Genomic DNA, 18451 nt, shown 5'->3' on the forward strand with positions numbered 1-18451 from the left:
TATGGAAGAGAAAGAGGCGATATGCGACTGCTGCTGGTGGAAGACGACACGATGATCGGCGAGGTGGTGCTCGACCTGCTCAGGGCCGAGCACTACGCGGTCGACTGGGTCAAGGACGGCGACATGGCCGACACCGCCCTGCAAACCCAGACCTACGACCTGGTGCTGCTCGACCTGGGCCTGCCGCGCAAGGACGGCCTGGAGGTGCTGCGCTCGATGCGCGCGCGCAAGGAGCTCACCCCGGTGCTGGTGGCCACCGCGCGCGACGCCAAGGAGCAGCGCATCGCCGGCCTCGACGCCGGCGCCGACGACTACGTGCTCAAGCCCTACGACCTCGACGAGCTGCTGGCGCGCATCCGGGCGCTGCTGCGCCGCTCGGCCGGGCGGGCCGAGCCGGTGTTCGAGCACAAGGGGGTGTCGGTCAACCCGCAGACCCGCGAGGTGCTGGCCGAGGGCAAGCCGGTCAGCCTGTCGGCGCGCGAGTGGGCGGTGCTGGAGGCGCTGATCGCCCGGCCCGGCATCGTGCTGTCGCGCCACCAGCTGGAGGAGAAGCTGTACAGCTGGAAGGACGAGGTCAACAGCAACGCCGTCGAGGTCTACATCCACGGCCTGCGCAAGAAGCTCGGTAGCGAGCTGATCCAGAACGTGCGCGGCCTCGGCTACATGGTGCCCAAGCTGTGAGTTCCCTCATCTCAGGCCAGGGCGGCGCGCCGGCCGCCGAGTTGAACGCCGACCCGGCCGTGGCCAAGGCCGCCGAGCAGGGCGCCGACCAGGCGGAGGCGCCGGCCGGCGGCGCGGCCGGCGGCAAGCCGGCGCGCAGCTCGCGCCTGCCCAAGGTGCCGCGCGTGTCGGTCAGCCACTCGCTGCGCGGGCGCCTGCTGTGGTTCCTGCTGGCGGCCATCACCATGGCGGCCATCGCCCAGGCGATGATCGCCTACCGCAGCGCGCTGTACGACGCCGACCAGATCTTCGACTACCACATGCAGCAGATGGCGCTGTCGCTGCGCTCGGGCGCGCCGCTGAGCAACAACGCGGTCGGCCCGGTCACCGATCCGGAGAACAACGACCTGGTGGTGCAGGTGTGGACGCCGGACGGGGTGCAGGTGTTCCGTTCGCTGTCGCGCGCCGCGCTGCCGCAGCGCGCCGTGCTGGGCTTTTCCAACGTCAAGGCCAACGGCACCACCTACCGGATCTTCTCGGTGCAGACCAGCAACCAGACGGTGCAGGTGGCGCAGGACATGGCGGTGCGCCAGCGCATGGCCGGCACCCTGGCGCTGCGCACCGTCGGCCCGATCGCCGTGATGGCGCCGGTGCTGATGCTGGTGGTGTGGTGGGTGGTCAGCGGCTCGCTGGCGCCGGTGGCGCGGGTGCGCCGCCAGGTGGCCGCGCGCCAGGCCGACGACCTGTCGCCGGTGTCCGACGGAGCAGCTGCCCGACGAGGTGCGCCCGCTGGTGCAGGAGTTGAACCTGTTGTTCGGCCGCGTCAAGACCGCCTTCGACGCGCAGCAGCACTTCGTCGCCGACGCCGCCCACGAGCTGCGCTCGCCGCTGGCGGCGCTGAAGCTCCAGGTGCTGAGCCTGGAGCGGGCGGCCGACCCGGCGGCGCGCGCCGTCGCCGTCGGCCGCGTCAGCGCCGGCATCGAGCGGGCCACCCGCCTGGTCGAGCAGCTGCTGGTGCTGGCGCGGCAGGAGGCCAGCCTGGCCGCCGAGGTCAAGCTCGAGCCGTTGAACCTGAGCGAGCTGGCCAAGCGCACCCTGGGCGACCTGGCCGGCACGGCGCAGGCGCGCCAGATCGACCTGGGCCTGCACCACGCCGACGCCCAGGCCGACGTGGCCGGCCACGCCGACGCGCTGATCATCCTGCTGCGCAACCTGGTCGACAACGCCGTCAAGTACACCCCGGCCGGCGGCAGCGTCGACCTGGAGGTCAGCCGCCAGGCCGACGGCCGGGTGGTCCTGCTGGTCGAGGACAGCGGCCCGGGCATCCCGGCCGAGGAGCGCGAGCGCGTCTTCAGCCGCTTCTACCGGGTGCCCGGCAGCGCCGCCGGCGGCAGCGGCCTGGGGCTGGCGATCATCAAGTCGATCGCCGAGCGGCACGGCGCCAAGCTGGCGCTGGAGGGCTCCGAGCGGCTCGGCGGCCTGCGCGTGCGCGTCGATTTTCCCGCCCCGAGGCCTGTGTCCGGCTAAAATGTCAATTTTGGCATGGCGGCGGAGCGGCGAATGAAGAAAATCGGTTTTTCCGGGACACTCGACCCGATCACCAACGGTCACATGTGGGTGATCGGCGAGGCGCGCTCGATCGCCGACGAGGTGGTGGTGTTCCTGTCCGAAAACTCGTCGAAGAAGCCCAAGTTCTCCGCCGAGGAGCGCAAGAGCATCATCGACCTGAGCTGCGCCGAGGAGGGCTGGGACAACGTCCAGGTGGTCATCGTCAAGGGCGACTACACGGCGCGCGCGGCCAAGAAGCACGGCGCCGACTGCCTCATCCGCGGCATCCGCACCACCGCCGACTTCGACTACGAGAACCTGATCCAGCAAACCAACGTCGACGTGCTGCAGGGCGCCAAGACCATCTTCGTCATGCCGCCGCGCGACCTCGGCTCGGTCAGCTCGAGCTTCGTCAAGGCGCTCGAGGGGCCGATCGGCTGGAACTGGATCATGAAGAAGTTCGTGCCCGGGCCGGCCTACCACGCCTGGGTGATGAGCTGGCTGCGCGCCGAGTGGGAGTCGCTGTGGGACTACGCCCACGCCGACGTGCCGGCCACCGCCCACGCCGACGAGTGGTTCGCCCGCCTGACCGGCGCCACGGCCTACGGCGGCGCGACGCGCCACTACCACAACCTCGACCACCTGGTGCACGGCCTGTGCGAGATCCGCGCCTGGGCCGCCAACACCGCCCCCGAGCCGCGCGACGTCGACATCGTCAAGCAGGCCTTCTGGTTCCACGACGCCATCTACGAGCACGGCGCCGACGGCCTGAGCAACGAGGAGGGCAGCGCCCAGCTGTGGCTGGGCAGCAGCCTGAGCCACGACATGGCCGACGCCGTCGAGCTGATCCGCGCCACCGACCACTTCCAGGAGCAGTCGATAGCCCACCGCCTCAAGCACATCATGCTCAGCGTCGACCTGGCCATTTTGGCGCAGGACGACGAGGTCTACCAGAACTACGCGCGCGGCATCCGCCAGGAGTTCGGCCACGTCGACGACGTCGAGTACGTGCAGCGGCGCTGCGGCGTGCTGCGCCACCTGTGCCGCAAGGCCGAGGCCGGCCTGCTGTTCGGCGACGCCTATTTTTCCGAGCACTACAACGAGCGGGCCATCGACAACATGCAGCGCGAAATGGCGCGGCTGGCCGGCTGACCTTTTCCCGGGAGACTTTGATGACACCACGATCCATTGGCGTGCTGCTGGGCGCCGCGCTGGGCGCCGGCGTGCTGGCGGCGGCGCCGGCGCGCGCCGAGACGCTGGACACGCCGTCCTTCACCATCGCCATCGAGCGCCACTGCGCCGAGGGCAACGTCAGCTGCGACAAGGTCGGCTACACCGGCACCAGCAAAAAGAACGGCAAGGCGATCCGCCTGAACGGCAAGACCATGCACACCCTGTGCGCCGACGGCGTCACGCCGTGCCGCTTCATCGGCTACGAGTTCAGGAACGGCAACGTCAACTACATCGTCACCGACGGCGGCGAGCTGACCGTCACGATCGGCCGCAAGCTGGTGCTGCAGGAACGCGGCGAGTGGAAGTAGCCGCCGACAGCCAGGGCGGGGGAGGGTGTGAAAAATGCTATGATTCTTTGGGCAACGTGACTTTTTGATTAAGGTTGTGCGCGGCACCGCTTGTTGCGGGTGCGAACCAATGGCAGTATTTTCATAGGATATTTCATGAGCTTCAGCACCACCTTGCGTTACTCCGCCGCGCTCGCCGCGCTTGCCATCGCCGCGCTGGCCGTCCTGGCCGCCCCGGCCGCGCAGGCGCAGAACGGTTCCGGCCGCAAGAGCGCGTCGGAGAATATTTCGATCGGCACCATGTCGGTGATCGTCGCCCCGGCCGGCAGCGTGGTCGGCTCGATCCACGGCGGCCCGGCCGACGCCAGCACCGGCCTGGCGCTGGCCGGCGTCGGCAGCGCCTTCATCGTGCAGGGCGTGGTCCAGGGCGTGGGCGACACCGTCGAGGTGATCATGACGGGCGTGGGCTCGTCGGCCAAGCTGTCGGTCAAGCTGGCCGGCAAGACCGTGAACGCGGTCGGCGTCTCCGTCGGCAGCACCGTGCAGGTGCTGTCCGAAACCACCGGCACCATCCTGGTGGCGTCCGGCAAGGTGCTGGCCTTCATCCCCAACGCGATCGGCGAGGCGCTGCTGTCGCAAGCCCGCGTGCCGGCCAACTGATGGCGGCCCGGATACGGCCGCTGGCCGTGGCCTGCGGCGCGCTGGCCGTGGCCGCCGCGTTGTGCGTGGCGCCGGCCCGCGCCGGCCAGTCCTGCGAGGAGCGGCCGCTGTCGAGCGGCAGCCTGAGCGACGCGCTGGCCACCGGCCAGGCGGTGCAGACGGCCCTGAACGCCTCCGGCAGCGACATCGCCATCGTCGGCCGGCAGGGCCAGGACTTGTCCAAGTACGGCCTCAAGTACACCCACGTCGGCGTCGTCTACCGGGGCGACGCCAAGCAGCCGTGGCGGGTCTACGAGCTGCTCAACGACTGCGGCACGGCCAGCTCGGACCTGTGGATCGACGGCCTGGCCAACTTCTTCCTGGCCGACCCGTTCACCCTGGACGCGATCCTGATCGTGCCGCCGGAGAAGCTGCGCGCCAAGCTGGCCGAGCATCTGCGCGCGCCGGGCGTGCTGCGCGGCCTGCACGAGGCCAAGTACAACATGGTCGCCTATCCCTTCTCGACCAAGTACCAGAACTCCAACCAGTGGGTGCTGGAGCTGCTGGCGGCGGCCGAGGCCAGCGATGTGCGCATCCGCAGCCGCGAGCAGGCGCAGGCCTGGCTGAAGATGGCCGGCTACCAGCCGACGGAAATGCGCATCGGCCCGCTGACCCGCCTGGGCGGGCGCATCGTCAAGGCCAACGTGGCCTTCGACGACCATCCGAGCGCGCTGCGCTTCTCCGACCGCATCAACGCCGTGACGGTCGACTCCATCGTCGCCTTCGTGCGCCAGCGCGACGAGGGCTGGCGCTTCACCGAGATCAAGGGCCGCAAACCGTCGGCGCCCTAGTGTCCTCGTTGCGCGCCGCCCGGCCGGCGCGCGCATTTGCCCCTCTGGCGGCGCGGCGAGTCTGGTAAACTGGCGGCGTTGTCGGCTTTGTCCCAAGCCGGTCCGCCGTTACGCCGAGCGCGCCCCACCATGAGGCGCGCCGGGTCCGACGGCCCTGTGCGTGGCTGGCGTGGGAGGAAACCGACCGCAGTACCGTTTCCTAGCGCTGCCGTCCAGCAGGTCCGCGGAACATATAGAGGTGCGCCGTCGCAACCGGAGCTGGCCCCGTCGCCTTGCCGTCCGCCGCGCGGTCTGGTATCGCCATCCTATCTGTCCTCCCTCCTTGCCGGCCGGCGGCGACCCATCGCCGTTTCCAAAGGGATACCATGCCATATCTGCAATCACTTGACGCCATCGTCAGCTCCACCATCGCCCCGGCCGCGCCGGCCACCGACCGCGATTCCGCCTTTCCGCGCGCCGCCATCACGGCGCTGGGCCAGGCCGGCCTGCTCGGCCTGATCAGCGCCAAGGAGGTCGGCGGCATGGGCCTGGGCCTGGCCGAGGCGGCCCAGGTGGTCGAGCGCATCGCCAAGGCCTGCCCGTCGACGGCGATGGTGGTGTGCATGCACTACAGCGCCACCACGGTGCTGGAGAAGTTCGCCGGCGAGCCGCTGCGCCGCGACATCGCCGCCGGCCGCCACCTGAGCACGCTGGCCTGGTCCGACAGCGGCTCGCGCAGCCACTTCTGGGCGCCGGTCGGCACGGCGCGGCGCGACGGCGACGCCATCGTCGTCGACGGCAGCAAGACCATGGTCACCTCGGCGGCGGAGGCCGACTCCTACGTCTGGTCGACCGGCCCGGTCGACGGCGCCGGTGTCAGCACCCTGTGGCTGGTCGACAGCAAAACCGCCGGCCTGAGCGAGGCCAAGTTCTTCGACGGCCTGGGCCTGCGCGGCAACCGTTCCTCGCCGCTGACGGCCGGCGCCGTGCGCCTGCCGGCCTCGGCCATGCTGGGCGCCGACGGCGGCGCCTTCGACGTGATGATCGGCAACGTGCTGCCGGTGTTCGCCACCTTGATCGCCTCCTGTTCGCTGGGCCTGATGGACGCCTCGCTGGAGGCGGCCTGCGGCCACGTCGGCGCCAGCAAGTTCGAGCACCTGGGCAGCACCCTGGCCGATCTGCCCACCATCCGCGCCTACCTGGCGCGCGCCCGCATCCAGGCCGACATGGTGCGCACGCTGCGCGACGACACCGTCGCCGCGCTGGCCGCCGGCCGCGCCGACGCCATGCTGCGCGTGATGCAGGTCAAGGCCGCCGCCGCCGAGGCGGCGCTGGAGGTGACCGACACGGCGATGCGCGTGTGCGGCGGCGCCGCCTTCCGCAAGGACGTCGGCATCGAGCGCTACTTCCGCGACGCCCGCGCCGCCTCGGTGATGGCGCCGACCTCGGACGTGTTGTACGACTTCATCGGCAAGGCCGTCTGCGGCATGCCGGTGTTCGGTTAAGGGGGCGGCCATGACGACTAACACACCCCTGATGATGGGCGCGGTGGCCTACGCGCCCAAGGTCGTGACGATCTGGGAGGGCTTCAAGGAGTACTTCCGCCGCCACGGTTTCGAGTTCGACTACATCCTCTACTCGAACTACGAGCGCCAGGTCGAGGCGCAGTTCGACGGCAGCATCGCGCTGGCCTGGAACTCGCCGCTGGCCTGGGTGCGCGCCGAGCGCATGGCGCGCGCCCGCGGCCACTCGCTGCAGACGGTGGCGATGCGCGACAGCGATTGCGACCTGACCTCGGTGCTGGTGACACGGGCCGACGCGCCCATCGCCACGCTGGCCGAACTGGCCGGCAAGACCGTCGGCTTCGGCGCCATCGACTCGCCGCAGGCGCGCCTGATCCCGCTCGACCACCTGCGCCGCAACGGCCTGCTGGCCGGGCGCGACTTCACGGCGCGGCGCTTCGACGTGCTCGGCGGCAAGCACGGCGACCACATCGGCGGCGAGCGCGACGCCGCGCTGGCGCTGATGGCCGGCGAGATCGACGCCGCCTGGATGATCGACGGCAACCACATGGCCTTCTCGCGCGAGGGCGTGCTGCCGGCCGGCGCCAGCCGCATCCTGGCGCGCACCGAGGCCTTCGACCATTGCAACTTCACCGTCAGCCCGGGCGCGCCGTCGGCCGCCATCGGCCGCTTCACCGCGCTGCTGCTGGCGATGCGCTGGGACGACCCGGCGGTGCGTCCGCTGCTCGAACTGGAGGGCCTGAAGGCCTGGCTGCCGGGCCGCAGCAGCGGCTACGACGCGCTGGTGCGCGCCGTCGACGACGAGCGTTTCTACGACGCGGAAGGGAACATCATTGCAAGCGACTATCAATATTGAGGCGCTCGGCTTCGACGCCGGCGCCCACCTGCTGGTCAAGCACGCGCTGGCGGCCCTGCCGGCCGACGGTGAGCTGTGGGTGGTCGGCACGGCGCCGGACTGGGCCGGCCAACTGGCCGCCTGGTGCCGCGCCCAGGGCCATCCCTGCCAGGCCGGCGAGCGCGACGGCAGCCCGGCCATGCGCGTGCAACGCGGCGCGGCCGCCGCCGGACGCTGGCGCGGCGCGCTGAGCAGCGGCCACGCCGACCCGGCGCGCGAGGGCGCGCTGGCCGAGCAGGCCGACGCGCGCTGGGGCCTGGCGGCGCGCGGCGCCACGGTGGAGGCCGGTTCGCCGCCGATGCGGTTCCGCCTCGACCGCAAGAGCGAGGTGTGGGCCGGCCGCGCCGCCGAGCTGTACGCCCAGGCCGCCGCCGCGCAGTGGGACCCGGAGACGGCGATCGACTGGGCGGCGCCGTTCGAGCTGCCCGACATGGTCGAGGACGCCGTCGTCCAGGTGTTGACCTATATGATAGAGAACGAGGAGGCGGCGCTGCTGGTGCCGGCGCGCTTCCTCGGCCAGCTGCATCCGCACTTCCGCGAGGTGCAGGCGGTGCTGGCGATCCAGGTGGCCGACGAGGCGCGCCACATCGAGGTGTTCACCCGCCGCCTGCGCCTGAAGGGGCGCGATCCGGCGCTGTCGACGGCCGGCGGCCAGGCCTCGCTGAAGACCCTGCTCGACGAGTCGGACTTCTCGGTGGCCGGTTTCCTCTTGTCGGTGCTGGGCGAGGGCAGCTTCGTCAGCCTGCTGCACTTCCTGCACGAGCACGCGCCGGACCCGGTGACGCGGCAGATCGCCCGCCTGGCGGCGCGCGACGAGGCGCGCCACGTCGCCTTCGGCATGACCCACCTGGCCTCGCGGCTGGAGGCCGAGCCGGCCTTCCGCGCCCGGCTGGCCAACGCGGTGCAGTCGCGCAACGACGCGCTGTCGACCACCTCGGGCTTGAACGAGGAGGTGTTCGACGCGCTGATCCTGCTGGCCGCGGGCGAGCTGAGCGCGCCGGCCATCGCCGCCGGCTATGTGAAGGTGCAGGGCTTGATGCGCGACATGGCCGAGGGCCGCCAGTCGCGCCTGGAACGGCTCGGCTTCCCCAAAGACGACGCGCAGCGCCTGTCGTCCCTGCACACGCGCAACTTCATGTGACGGCGTGACGCCTGGGGCGGCGCCGTCCGGCGCCGCTTTCCATCTATAAACTAGAAGCGGTTCCAGTTGTTGTGGCGGTGCTCGGTGGCCTCCTTCATCAGGTGGCCGGCGCGCAGCTCGTCCTTGGCGCTGTGGCTGTCGCCTTGCTGGACCACCATCGCCAGCTCCTGGATCGCCGGCGGATATTCGTGTTCGGCCGCCTCCTCCAGCAACTTGCGGCCCTTGGCCGGGTCGCGCACCACGCCGCGCCCCTCGTTGTAGGCGTAGGAGAGCAGGAACATGGCGTGGGCGTTGCCCTGGTCGCTGGCCAGGTCCAGCCATTTGGCGGCCTGCTCGTCGTCCTGGCGCACGCCGCTGCCGTTCTTGTACAGCAGGCCCAGCATCAGCGCCGCGCGGGCGTGGTGTTGCAGCGCCGCCAGCTTGTACCAGGGCGCGGCGGCGGCCGGGTCGGCCGTCGCGCCGGCCACCTCGGCGCGGTACAGCTCGCCCAGTTGGAAGGCGGCCTCGGCGTCGCCGGCCCGCGCCGCGCTCTCGAACAGGCGTATCGTCTCGGCGCGCTGCGCCGGGCGGCCGCGGTAGAGCATGCCCAGCTCGCGCTCGGCCACCGGCAGGCCCTGCTTGGCCCATTCGCGCAGGCGGCGCTCGGCGGCGGCGTCCTGGCGCTGGTTGGCCGTCATCGCCACCGTTTCGATCTGCGCCGAGCTGACCGTCTGCTCGGGCGTCTGGCAGGCCGCCAACGCGCCGAAGGCGAGGGCGCCGGCCACCGTCAGGGCCAGGCGGGAAGGTTTGAGTATGCTCATGGTCTACCTCCAGAATGTCAAAATCGGCGCGCCCCGTGTGCCGGGACGCGCCGTCGTCTGTCGCCGCGCGCGGTCGGCCAAGCGGCCGCGCGCGGAGCCACTGCCTGCCCGGGTTACTTGCTCAGGTCGACCGTGTACTTGGCGAAGCCGCTGGCGTCCAAACCGCCCTCGGCGGTGATCGCCTTGATGCCGCTGCTCTTGGCCAGCGCCAGGTGACCGGGCTGCGAGCGCAGGATCACCGGACCGGCCGTCGTGGTCTTGACGAAGCTCCAGCTCTGCGCGCTGCCGTTGCCGGCCAGCGTGACCTTGCCGCCGCCGGCCTTGGCGCCGAGCGCCGTCAGGTAGTTGCTGACCACGGTCTGGTTGGCGTCCGGCGACTTGATGATGGTCTTGCTGCCGTCGATGCCGGGCACGGCGCCGCCGCCGCCGGCACGGTAGTCGTTGGTGGCGACGATGAAGTCGTCGGCGTCAGCGACCGGCTTGCCCAGGTAGCTCAGGTTGACGATGCGGCTGCCGACCGGCTTGGTGACGTCGATCTGGTAGGTCAGCGCGTTGTTCTCGGCGTAGAACACGTCGTAGTTGTAGATCGTGCCGTAGCTCGGCACCAGGTCCTGCTCGGTGGTCTTGGCCGGATCGATCTGGCCGAACTGCTTGGCCGCCGTCTCCAGCCAGGCCTTCAGGTCGACGCCCTTGATCTTCACCGCCTGCAGGTTGTTGTTGCCGTACAGGTAGAGGTCGCCCGGGTTGCGCACCTGCAGGCCGACCGGCGCCGCCGCGCTGGCGCCCGGCGCCACGTCGGTGAAGTCGGTCGGACCGTTGCGGCCGGCCTTGAACGGCGCGCTGCAGGAGATCACCGGAATGTTCTTGTAGCTGGCCAGGGTGGCGTCGGTGCTGCTGGCGATGAACTTCTTGACGTAGTCCAGCTGCGCCTGGTTGACCAGCTGGATCGCGCTGACGTCGCCGGCCAGCGCGAAGTAGGCCGACATCTCGAAGTCGGTGCTCACGCCCAGCGGCTGCTTGGCGTAGGCGATGGTGGCGGCGTGCTCGCTGGCCACCAGGGTGGCGATGGCCGGGTCGGCCTTGACCAGGGTGCTGCCGTCGGTGTACTTGAAGCCGCGCGACTCGACCGTGGTCTTGGCCGGCTGCACCACCCACTTGCCGGCGGTGTAGGCCAGGGTCAGCTTGATGATGCCCAGGCGGCGGCCCCAGCTTTGCGCCATGACGGTCGGCACGCCGTTGACGAAGCCGTTGACGGCGTCGACCTTGGCGCTGGCCGGGATGGCGGCGAAGGAGGCGTCGAGCGCGGCGGCGCCGGTCTCTTTACCTTTCGGGAAGATCAGGTGGGAGTGGCCGATCATCAGCGCGTCGATGCCGGTGGTCGACAGGTGGTAGCTGCCGTTCTCCATTTTCGGGCTGTAGGCGCTGGTGTCGAGGCCGCCGTGCGACAGCGCGACGACCACGTCGGCGCCCTTGCCGCGCAGCTCGGGCACGTATTGTTTCGCCGCCTCGACGACGCCGCCGACGGCGACCTTGCCGGCCAGGTTCTTCTGGTCCCATTCGAGGATCTGCGGCGGCACGAAGCTCATGATGCCGATGTTCATTTTGACGTTGAGCTTGCTGCCGTCCGGCGCCACGGCGGCGAAGTCGCGCGCCAGCAGGGCGTATGGCGGCAGGATCGGCTTCTGGCTGGCCACGCCGGTGACGTTGCTCAGCACCAGGGGGAACTCGGGCGCGCCGCACTTGCCGGCCGGCTTGCTTACGCCGGGGATGGCGAAGTCGGTGTTGGTGATCTGGCTGAGGAAGGGCAGGCCGTAGTTGAACTCGTGGTTGCCCATGCCGCCGCCGTCGTACTTGAGGGCGTTCATGGCCTTGTGCACCGCCAGCGTCGAGGCGCAGGGCAGCGGGGTGGTCAGCGCCTGCAGGTCGGCCAGCAGGGTGCCCTGGATGACGTCGCCGTCGTCGAGCAGCACGTTGTTCGGATTCTCGGCGCGCGCCGCCTGGATCAAGGTCGAGGTGCGCTCCAGGCCCAGGCTGGTGTCCTCGGCCAGCGCGTAGTAGTTGTAGCTCAGGACGTTGGTGTGCAGGTCGGTGGTCTCCATCAGCGCCAAGGTCACGGTGGTGCCCTCGGGGATGGCCGGCTTGGCCGCTTCCGGGGTGGTGGAGCTGCTGCCGCAGCCGACCAGGCCGATCGCGGCCAGGGCGGCGTACATTGCCTTGTTCATTTTCATCGAGTTTCCACGGTCCAAAAATCAAAGTGGCAACTCTACCTTGGCAAAATGACAGGGCGATGACCGTCCGGCGCCCTCGACAGGAACGAAAAAGCGCCCGCCACATCGCTGTGGCGGGCGCCTTGTTTGGTTCGGCTAGCTTGGAGCTTGAGCCGTTAGGACTTGAGCGCTTAGAACTTGACCAATTAGAACTTGACCCACAGGCGGCCGAAGTAGGAGGCGCCGTTCAGGCCGAACTGCACGCTCTCGTACTTGAAGCCGTTGTCGGTCTCGTCGACGTTCTGCGCGCTCGGCTTGGCGTTGAAGATGTTGCTGCCGCCGAAGGTGAACTTGGTGTTCTTGTTGATCGCGTAGGTGAAGCTCAGGTCGGCCGAGGTCTTGCCCTCGTAGTGCTGGTTGGGCACGCCGGCGGCGCTGCCGCTGAAGGTGCCCAGCGTCTGCGGACCGAAGTGGATGATCTTCAGGTCGGTCTCGAGCGCGCCGGTGACGTAGTCGAAGCCCAGCGTGGCCTTCGAGCGCGGCCCGCCCTGCTCGATGTACAGGCGTTCCTTTTCCGACAGCAGGACGTCCTCGTAGCCCTTCAGGCTGGCCGGGGCGTGGATGCCGGTGACCTCGGTCTTGCCCACGTTCAGGGCCAGGAAGGTGGTCAGCTTGTTGGCGCCGAAGTTGGTCTTGTGCGAGGCGGTCAGGTCCAGGCCCTGCGTCTTGGTGTCGACCGAGTTGACGAAGAACTGGGCCTGGTCGACGCCCAGCGCGGCCAGGCGGGCGCCCAGGGCGGGGTAGTTGTCGGCGTTGAAGCGGCCCGACAGCACGATGCGGTCCTTGATCTTGATGTTGTACAGGTCGGCCGTGACCGAGATCGCCTGGCTCGGCGTCCAGGTGCCGCCCAGCGTGAAGCTGGTCGACTTCTCCTCCTTCAGCTTGGGCAGGCCGGCGGCGTTGGCGATGGCGCCGCCGTTCGGCGCCAGCACCACGTCGGTGGCGACGCCGCTGACGAAGTCGGTGAAGGTCGACGAGAAGTAGATCTGCTGCAGCGACGGCGCGCGGAAGCCGGTGCTGGCCGAGCCGCGCAGCAACACGCCGTCGGCCACGCGCAGGCTGCCGGCCAGCTTGCCGGTGACGGTCGAGCCGAAGTCGCTGAAGTTTTCGTAGCGCACCGCGCCCTGCACCTTGACGGCGGCGGTCAGGTCGGCCTCGACGTCGAAGTAGGCGGCGCTGCTGTGGCGCTTGGCGTTGACGCGGTCGGCCGGCTGGAAGCCGGGGAAGCCCTGGCTGCCCGGCGCGCCGCCGAAGTTGACGCCGTCGGCGTCGATGTAGGAACCGGCCTCGCCGGCGAAGATCTTGTACTCCTCGCTGCGGTACTCGGCGCCGAAGGCGATGTTCAGGCCGCTCAGGATGTCGCTGTAGAAGCGGTTGATGTCGACGTTGCTGGTCAGCTGCTGGAAGGAGAAGCCGCCGGCGTCGAAGCGGCCCGGGCTGACGCCCTTGCCGCCGGCCAGCAGGTCCTGGTTGGCGATCGAGGCGTTCATCGTGTTGCTGATGTTGTAGCGCATCTTGTTGTAGCCGTAGGTCTGCGAGACGTCGGCGTTCCATTCGCCCAGCTGGCTGCGGTGGCCGACGATGCCGTACTGGTCGCTGATGTCGCCGTTGATGAAGGGCACGTAGCCGTTCGGGTACATGGCCGCCGAGTTGCGGCGCGGGATGTCGTCGGAGCCGACGCCGGCGCGCGCGAAGGCGCCGCTGGAGGCGTCGCGGGTCTGCGCGCCGGCCGTGAAGTACAGCTTGCCGGTGGCGCTGGTGGGCAGCTCGCCGTTCAGGTACAGGGTCTTGTTCTTGCTTTCGGTGTCGCCGATGATGCGCGGATTGCCCGCCTCGGCGCGGTTGGAGCGGCCCCGGTCGAGGTACTCGCCGGTGATGCCGATGACGCCCTTGTTGCCGATCGCCAGGCCGCAATAGGCCGAGGTCAGGTAGTTCTTGCCGTCGCCGGCCGAGTATTGGCTGAAGCCTGCCACCGCCTCGCAGCCCAGGCTCTTTTTGAGGCCGATGTCCATCACGCCGGCGATGGCGTCGGAGCCGTACTGGGCCGCCGCGCCGTCGCGCAGCACCTGCACGTCCTTGATGGCCAGCAGCGGGATCGAGTTCATGTCGGTGCCGGTGTTGCCGCGGTTGCGCGCACCGAACAGGTTGACCAGGGCGGTGGTGTGGCGGCGCTTGCCGTTGACCAGCACCAGGGTCTGGTCCGAACCGAGGCCGCGCAGCGCGGCCGAGTCGATCAGGTCGGCGCCGTCGGCGCCGCTTTGCCGCGTCGAGTTGAACGACGGCGAGATGTTGGTCAGCGTCTGCGACAGGTCGAAGTTGCCGCCCTGTTCGGCCGCCTTGTTCATTGGAATGACGTCGATCGGCGCCACGGTGTCGGTGGCCGAGCTGGTGGCGCGGCGCGAGCCGACCACGTTGATCGATTGCATCGCTTGGCTCGTCGCGGCTTCGCCGGCGGACTGGGCCAGGGCGGCCGGCGCGAACGCCAGGGCGCTGCTGCCATACAGGCTGAGTAAGACGGCTTTGCGTAAAGTTGTTGGTGTGAACACGTTGCGTCTCCCATGAAAAATTCGATTCTAGTCAGATTTGTCATGGAGACATACCAAAAGCTTATAGTGCGTGGCAGTTTTGCATGTGAATTGTGACAATTTCGCACAAGCTGTCGAGGCTGCTGAAAAACATGGGTGGAATTACTACAAAACCCTGTTCAACTATCGTCATTCGGACAACTGGGATGGTGCTATCCGTCGCAAGGGTTTGGTCTGGTTTGGTCAGCCGTTTCGCTGCCAATTAGGCCTCCTTGAACGCTTTGGCGGCGGCCATGACATCCGCAAACTTCCCTTTGCGCAAAGCCTCGAGCGGATTCTTTTTACTCAGCGAAAGACGTGGTGTTGTAAAGAATTGCCATTTGCTCGTACCAGGCAGGTGATGGAGTTCCTTGCATACGCTTGCCAACTGGTCGCGTTCCAGTCCCTGGTCGGCAAAGAAGGCCGGGTACAGCTTGTTGCGGCCGCCGGCGTCCAATGAAAACATCCGCAGGTCCCCAACGGCCTTATAGACGGCTTGAGGGGTCACACCGAGGCGCTCTGCCAGCTGCCGGGACTTGAGCAAATCCCCGGTTTCTTCCAAGCGCTTGATAGAGGCGTTCTCATTTCTTGCGAACTGAGTCAAAAACGCCTTATTTGCTTCAGGGGGCGCATTGCGAGCCTTGCTCATGATTGCCTCCATGTTCAAGCCTCATTCTACTGCAAACAACTAAAACAACCGACCGGGACTAGTAGACGGATCGCCGAGTCCCGATGGTGACCCTGGCGAGCCGCTGGCGCCTTGAATGCGCGGCAGCATGGCCGGATCGGAGTAGAATGCTGTATATAAACACAGTGATCGCCGCGCCATGTCCTCCCCATTCCAGCCGCCGCCAGCGCAGGGCCTGCCGGCCTACGCCGAGCTGTTCTGCCTGTCGAACTTCTCCTTCCTGCAGGGCGCCTCGCACGCCGAGGAGCTGGTCGCGCGCGCCGCCAAGCTCGACTACGCGGCGCTGGCGCTGACCGACGAGTGCTCGCTGGCCGGCGTGGTGCGCGCCCACGCCGAGGCCAAGCGCAGCAAGCTGAAGCTACTGATCGGCGCCCATTTCCACCTGAGCAACCCGGACGGCGGCCGCGCGCTGAGCCTGGTGGTGCTGGCGCAGAACCGCAACGGCTACGGCAACCTGTCCGAGCTGGTGACGCTGGGGCGCACCCGCGCCGCCAAGGGCAGCTACCTGCTGACGCCGGACGACTTGGCCGCGCCGCCGGCCGACCTGGCACACCTGCGCGGCCTGCCGGACTGCCTGTTGATCCTGCTGCCGGCCTATCCGGCCCACCAGGCGGCCGACGTCGACCGGCTGCACCGGCAGGCCGCCTGGCTGGCCGCCGCCGCCCCCGGCCGCTGCTGGGTCGGCCTGAACCTGCTGCAGCGCGCGCTCGACGAGGCGCACCGCCTCAGCATCGAGGAGGTGGCTCTGCAGCACGGCATGCCGGTGGTGGCGCTGGGCCACGTCTGCATGCACGTGCGCTCGCGCAAGCCGCTGCACGACACCCTGTGCGCGGTGCGCATCGGCAAGCAGGTGGCCGACTGCGGCTACGCCCTGGCGCAGAACGCCGAGCAGCACCTGCGCGCGCGCCTGCGCCTGGCCAACCTGTACCCGCCGCAGGCGCTGGCCGAGACGCTGAACATCGCCGCGCGCTGCACCTTCTCGCTCGACGAGCTGCGCTACGAATACCCCGACGAGCTGGTGCCGCCCGGCCACACGCCGGCCAGCTACCTGCGCCAGGAGACCTACATCGGCGCCCACCAGCGCTTCGCCGACGGCATCCCGGCCAAGGTGCAGCAGCAGATCGAGCACGAGCTCGAGCTGATCGCCGAGCTGCGCTACGAACCCTACTTCCTCACCGTCTACGACATCGTCCGTTTCGCCCGCTCGGTCGGCATCCTGTGCCAGGGGCGCGGCTCGGCGGCCAACTCGGCGGTGTGCTACTGCCTGCGCGTGACCGAGGTGGACCCGGCGCGCGGCAACCTGCTGGTCGAGCGCTTCATCTCGCGCGAGCGGGCCGAGCCGCCCGACATCGACGTCGACTTCGAGCACCAGCGGCGCGAGGAGGTGATCCAGTACATCTACGCCAAGTACGGCCGGGCGCGCGCCGCGCTGGCCGCCGTGGTCATCAGCTACCGGCCCAAGAGCGCGCTGCGCGACGCCGGCAAGGCGCTCGGCGTCGACCTGGCCATCGTCGAGAAGGTGGCCAAGGCGCACCACTGGTTCGACGGCAAGCGCGACCTGCTGAACCGGCTGGCCGAGTGCGGCCTCGACCCGGAGTCGCGGCTGGCGCGGCAGTGGGCCACCCTGGCGCAGAGCCTGCTGGGCTTTCCGCGCCACCTGTCGCAGCACCCGGGCGGTTTCGTCATCTCACAGGGCAAGTTGTCGCGCCTGGTGCCGATCGAGAACGCGACGATGGCCGAGCGCAGCGTGATCCAGTGGGACAAGGACGACCTCGAGGAGCTGGGCCTGCTGAAGGTCGACGTGCTGGCGCTGGGCATGCTGTCGGCGTTGCGCCGCGCCTTCGACCTGGTCGGCGCGCGGCGCGGCACGGTGTTCTGCATGCAGGACGTGCCGGCCGAGGACGGCGCCACCTACGACATGATGTGTGAGGCCGACACCATCGGCGTGTTCCAGATCGAGTCGCGCGCGCAGATGAGCATGCTGCCCCGGCTGCGCCCGCGCTGCTTCTACGACCTGGTGATCGAGGTGGCGCTGGTGCGGCCCGGGCCGATCCAGGGCGGCATGGTGCATCCCTACCTGCAGCGGCGGCAGAACCCGGCGCTGATCGACTTCCCGCCCGGCCTGGAGGTGGCGCTGGGGCGCACCCTGGGCGTGCCGATCTTCCAGGAGCAGGTGATGCAGGTGGCCATCACGGCGGCCGGCTTCACGCCCGGCGAGGCCGACCAGTTGCGCCGCGCCATGGCGGCCTGGAAGCGCAAGGGCGGCATGGACAAGTACCACGACAAGATCATCGCCGGCATGACCAACAACGGCTACCCGGCCGAGTTCGCCGAGGCCATCTGTTTGCAGATCCAGGGCTTCGGCGAATACGGCTTCCCCGAGTCGCACGCCGCCAGCTTCGCCCTGCTGACCTACGCCAGCTCCTGGCTCAAGCGCCACGAGCCGGCCGCCTTCCTGTGCGCCCTGCTAAACAGCCAGCCGATGGGCTTCTACGGCCCCTCGCAGCTGGTGCAGGACGCCCGCCGCCACGGCGTGAAGGTGCGCGAGGTCGACGTCGCCGTCAGCGGCTGGGACTCGGCGCTGGAGGAATTGGATGAGCTGGCCGAGGAGGGCGGTGCCGACTGGACGGGCGCGGCGGCCGGCCAGCCGGCCGTGCGGCTGGGCCTGTCGCTGCTGCGCGGCATGCGCGCCGAGTCCGCCGAGCGCATCGAGACGGCGCGCGCGGCGCGGCCCTTCGCCAGCGTCAGCGACCTGGCGCGCCGCGCCCAGCTGGACCGCCACGACCTGCAGGTGCTGGCCGCCGGCAACGCCCTGCTGAGTCTGGCCGGCAACCGCCGCCAGGCCCTGTGGCAGGCGGTCGGCGCGGTGCCGGACAAGGGCCTGCTGCGGCCGACCACGCCGCAGCAGGACGAGGCGGTGCCGCTGCTGCGCCCGCCGTCCGAGGGCGAGGAGATCCTCGGCGACTACCGCGCCCAGGGCCTGACGCTGGGGCGCCATCCGCTGGCGCTGCTGCGGCCCCGGCTGCTCGAACAGCGCTTCCTGCCGGCCAGCACCCTGAACGGCTACCAGAACGGCCAGCTGGCGCGCGCCTGCGGCATCGTCACCGTGCGGCAGCGGCCGGGCACGGCCAAGGGCGTGCTGTTCATCACCATCGAGGACGAGACCGGCAACGTCAACGTGATCTGCTGGCCGGCGCTGGTCGAGCAGCAGCGCCGCGAGGTGCTCGGCGCCGACCTGCTCGGCGTCTATGGCGTGTGGCAGCGCGAGGGCAGCGTGCGCCACCTGGTGGCCAAGCGCCTGGTCGACCTGTCGCACCTGCTGGGGCGCCTGCCGACCATCAGCCGCGATTTCTGTTGAGGCGCGCGGGCGGCCCCC

14 protein-coding genes and 1 pseudogene are annotated in these 18451 nt (G+C 69.5%); 10 read left to right on the forward strand and 5 right to left on the reverse strand.

The features are described from left to right. Positions 1–21 precede the first annotated feature (21 nt). Positions 22–681, forward strand: coding sequence for a response regulator transcription factor (locus tag QC826_RS05840; RefSeq protein ID WP_093384316.1), 660 nt, complete (start codon positions 22–24; stop codon positions 679–681). Positions 682–692: 11 nt separating this feature from the next. Here QC826_RS05840 and QC826_RS05845 read toward each other — a convergent pair whose 3' ends face one another. Next, complete coding sequence (locus tag QC826_RS05845; RefSeq protein ID WP_279766651.1) at positions 693–860, reverse strand: hypothetical protein; 168 nt, start codon at positions 858–860, stop codon at positions 693–695. Between the two features lie 45 nt (positions 861–905). Between QC826_RS05845 and QC826_RS05850 the strand changes: the two are divergent. From QC826_RS05850 to QC826_RS05885, 8 genes and pseudogenes are all read left to right on the forward strand, one after another. Further along, positions 906–2187, forward strand: a pseudogene (locus tag QC826_RS05850) (ATP-binding protein). A gap of 33 nt (positions 2188–2220) precedes the next feature. Further along, positions 2221–3360 (forward strand): pantetheine-phosphate adenylyltransferase, encoded by a 1140-nt coding sequence (gene coaD, locus QC826_RS05855; RefSeq protein ID WP_093384314.1) that lies wholly within the window; start codon positions 2221–2223, stop codon positions 3358–3360. A 20-nt stretch (positions 3361–3380) separates the two neighbouring features. Further along, a complete protein-coding gene (locus tag QC826_RS05860; protein ID WP_279764780.1) occupies positions 3381–3749 on the forward strand; it encodes a hypothetical protein in 369 nt (122 codons plus the stop codon). 135 nt (positions 3750–3884) lie between these two features. After that, a complete protein-coding gene (locus tag QC826_RS05865; RefSeq protein ID WP_279764782.1) occupies positions 3885–4388 on the forward strand; it encodes a hypothetical protein in 504 nt (167 codons plus the stop codon). After that, positions 4388–5218, forward strand: coding sequence for a DUF2145 domain-containing protein (locus tag QC826_RS05870; RefSeq protein ID WP_279764783.1), 831 nt, complete (start codon positions 4388–4390; stop codon positions 5216–5218). Before QC826_RS05865 ends, QC826_RS05870 begins: the two co-directional genes overlap by 1 nt. A 365-nt stretch (positions 5219–5583) precedes the next feature. Continuing rightward, positions 5584–6702 (forward strand): acyl-CoA dehydrogenase family protein, encoded by a 1119-nt coding sequence (locus QC826_RS05875; RefSeq protein ID WP_279764784.1) that lies wholly within the window; start codon positions 5584–5586, stop codon positions 6700–6702. A gap of 10 nt (positions 6703–6712) precedes the next feature. Next, positions 6713–7576 carry a phosphate/phosphite/phosphonate ABC transporter substrate-binding protein gene (locus tag QC826_RS05880; RefSeq protein WP_279764785.1) on the forward strand — a complete coding sequence of 288 codons (864 nt, stop codon included), beginning with the start codon at positions 6713–6715 and terminating at the stop codon, positions 7574–7576. Continuing rightward, the gene (locus tag QC826_RS05885; protein WP_279764786.1) at positions 7554–8756 is read left to right on the forward strand and encodes a ferritin-like domain-containing protein; all 1203 of its coding nucleotides are present in this window, start codon (positions 7554–7556) and stop codon (positions 8754–8756) included. Before QC826_RS05880 ends, QC826_RS05885 begins: the two co-directional genes overlap by 23 nt. A 50-nt stretch (positions 8757–8806) precedes the next feature. Here QC826_RS05885 and QC826_RS05890 read toward each other — a convergent pair whose 3' ends face one another. The 4 genes from QC826_RS05890 to QC826_RS05905 form a co-directional block, all read right to left on the reverse strand. Beyond that, positions 8807–9556: a tetratricopeptide repeat protein gene (locus tag QC826_RS05890; protein WP_279764787.1), complete on the reverse strand. Its 750-nt coding sequence runs from the start codon at positions 9554–9556 to the stop codon at positions 8807–8809. A gap of 113 nt (positions 9557–9669) precedes the next feature. Next, positions 9670–11784: a bifunctional 2',3'-cyclic-nucleotide 2'-phosphodiesterase/3'-nucleotidase gene (locus QC826_RS05895; RefSeq protein WP_279764788.1), complete on the reverse strand. Its 2115-nt coding sequence runs from the start codon at positions 11782–11784 to the stop codon at positions 9670–9672. 185 nt (positions 11785–11969) lie between these two features. Continuing rightward, complete coding sequence (locus QC826_RS05900; RefSeq protein ID WP_279764789.1) at positions 11970–14369, reverse strand: TonB-dependent siderophore receptor; 2400 nt, start codon at positions 14367–14369, stop codon at positions 11970–11972. Positions 14370–14610: 241 nt separating this feature from the next. Continuing rightward, positions 14611–15036, reverse strand: coding sequence for an HTH domain-containing protein (locus tag QC826_RS05905; RefSeq protein WP_279764790.1), 426 nt, complete (start codon positions 15034–15036; stop codon positions 14611–14613). A 178-nt stretch (positions 15037–15214) separates the two neighbouring features. Here QC826_RS05905 and QC826_RS05910 point away from each other — a divergent pair, with 178 nt between their 5' ends. Continuing rightward, entirely contained in the window at positions 15215–18433 is a 3219-nt protein-coding gene (locus QC826_RS05910; protein ID WP_279764791.1) for an error-prone DNA polymerase, read from the forward strand. Positions 18434–18451 lie beyond the last annotated feature (18 nt).

The organism is Rugamonas sp. DEMB1 (assembly GCF_029834475.1).
GTDB lineage: Bacteria > Pseudomonadota > Gammaproteobacteria > Burkholderiales > Burkholderiaceae_D > Rugamonas > Rugamonas rubra.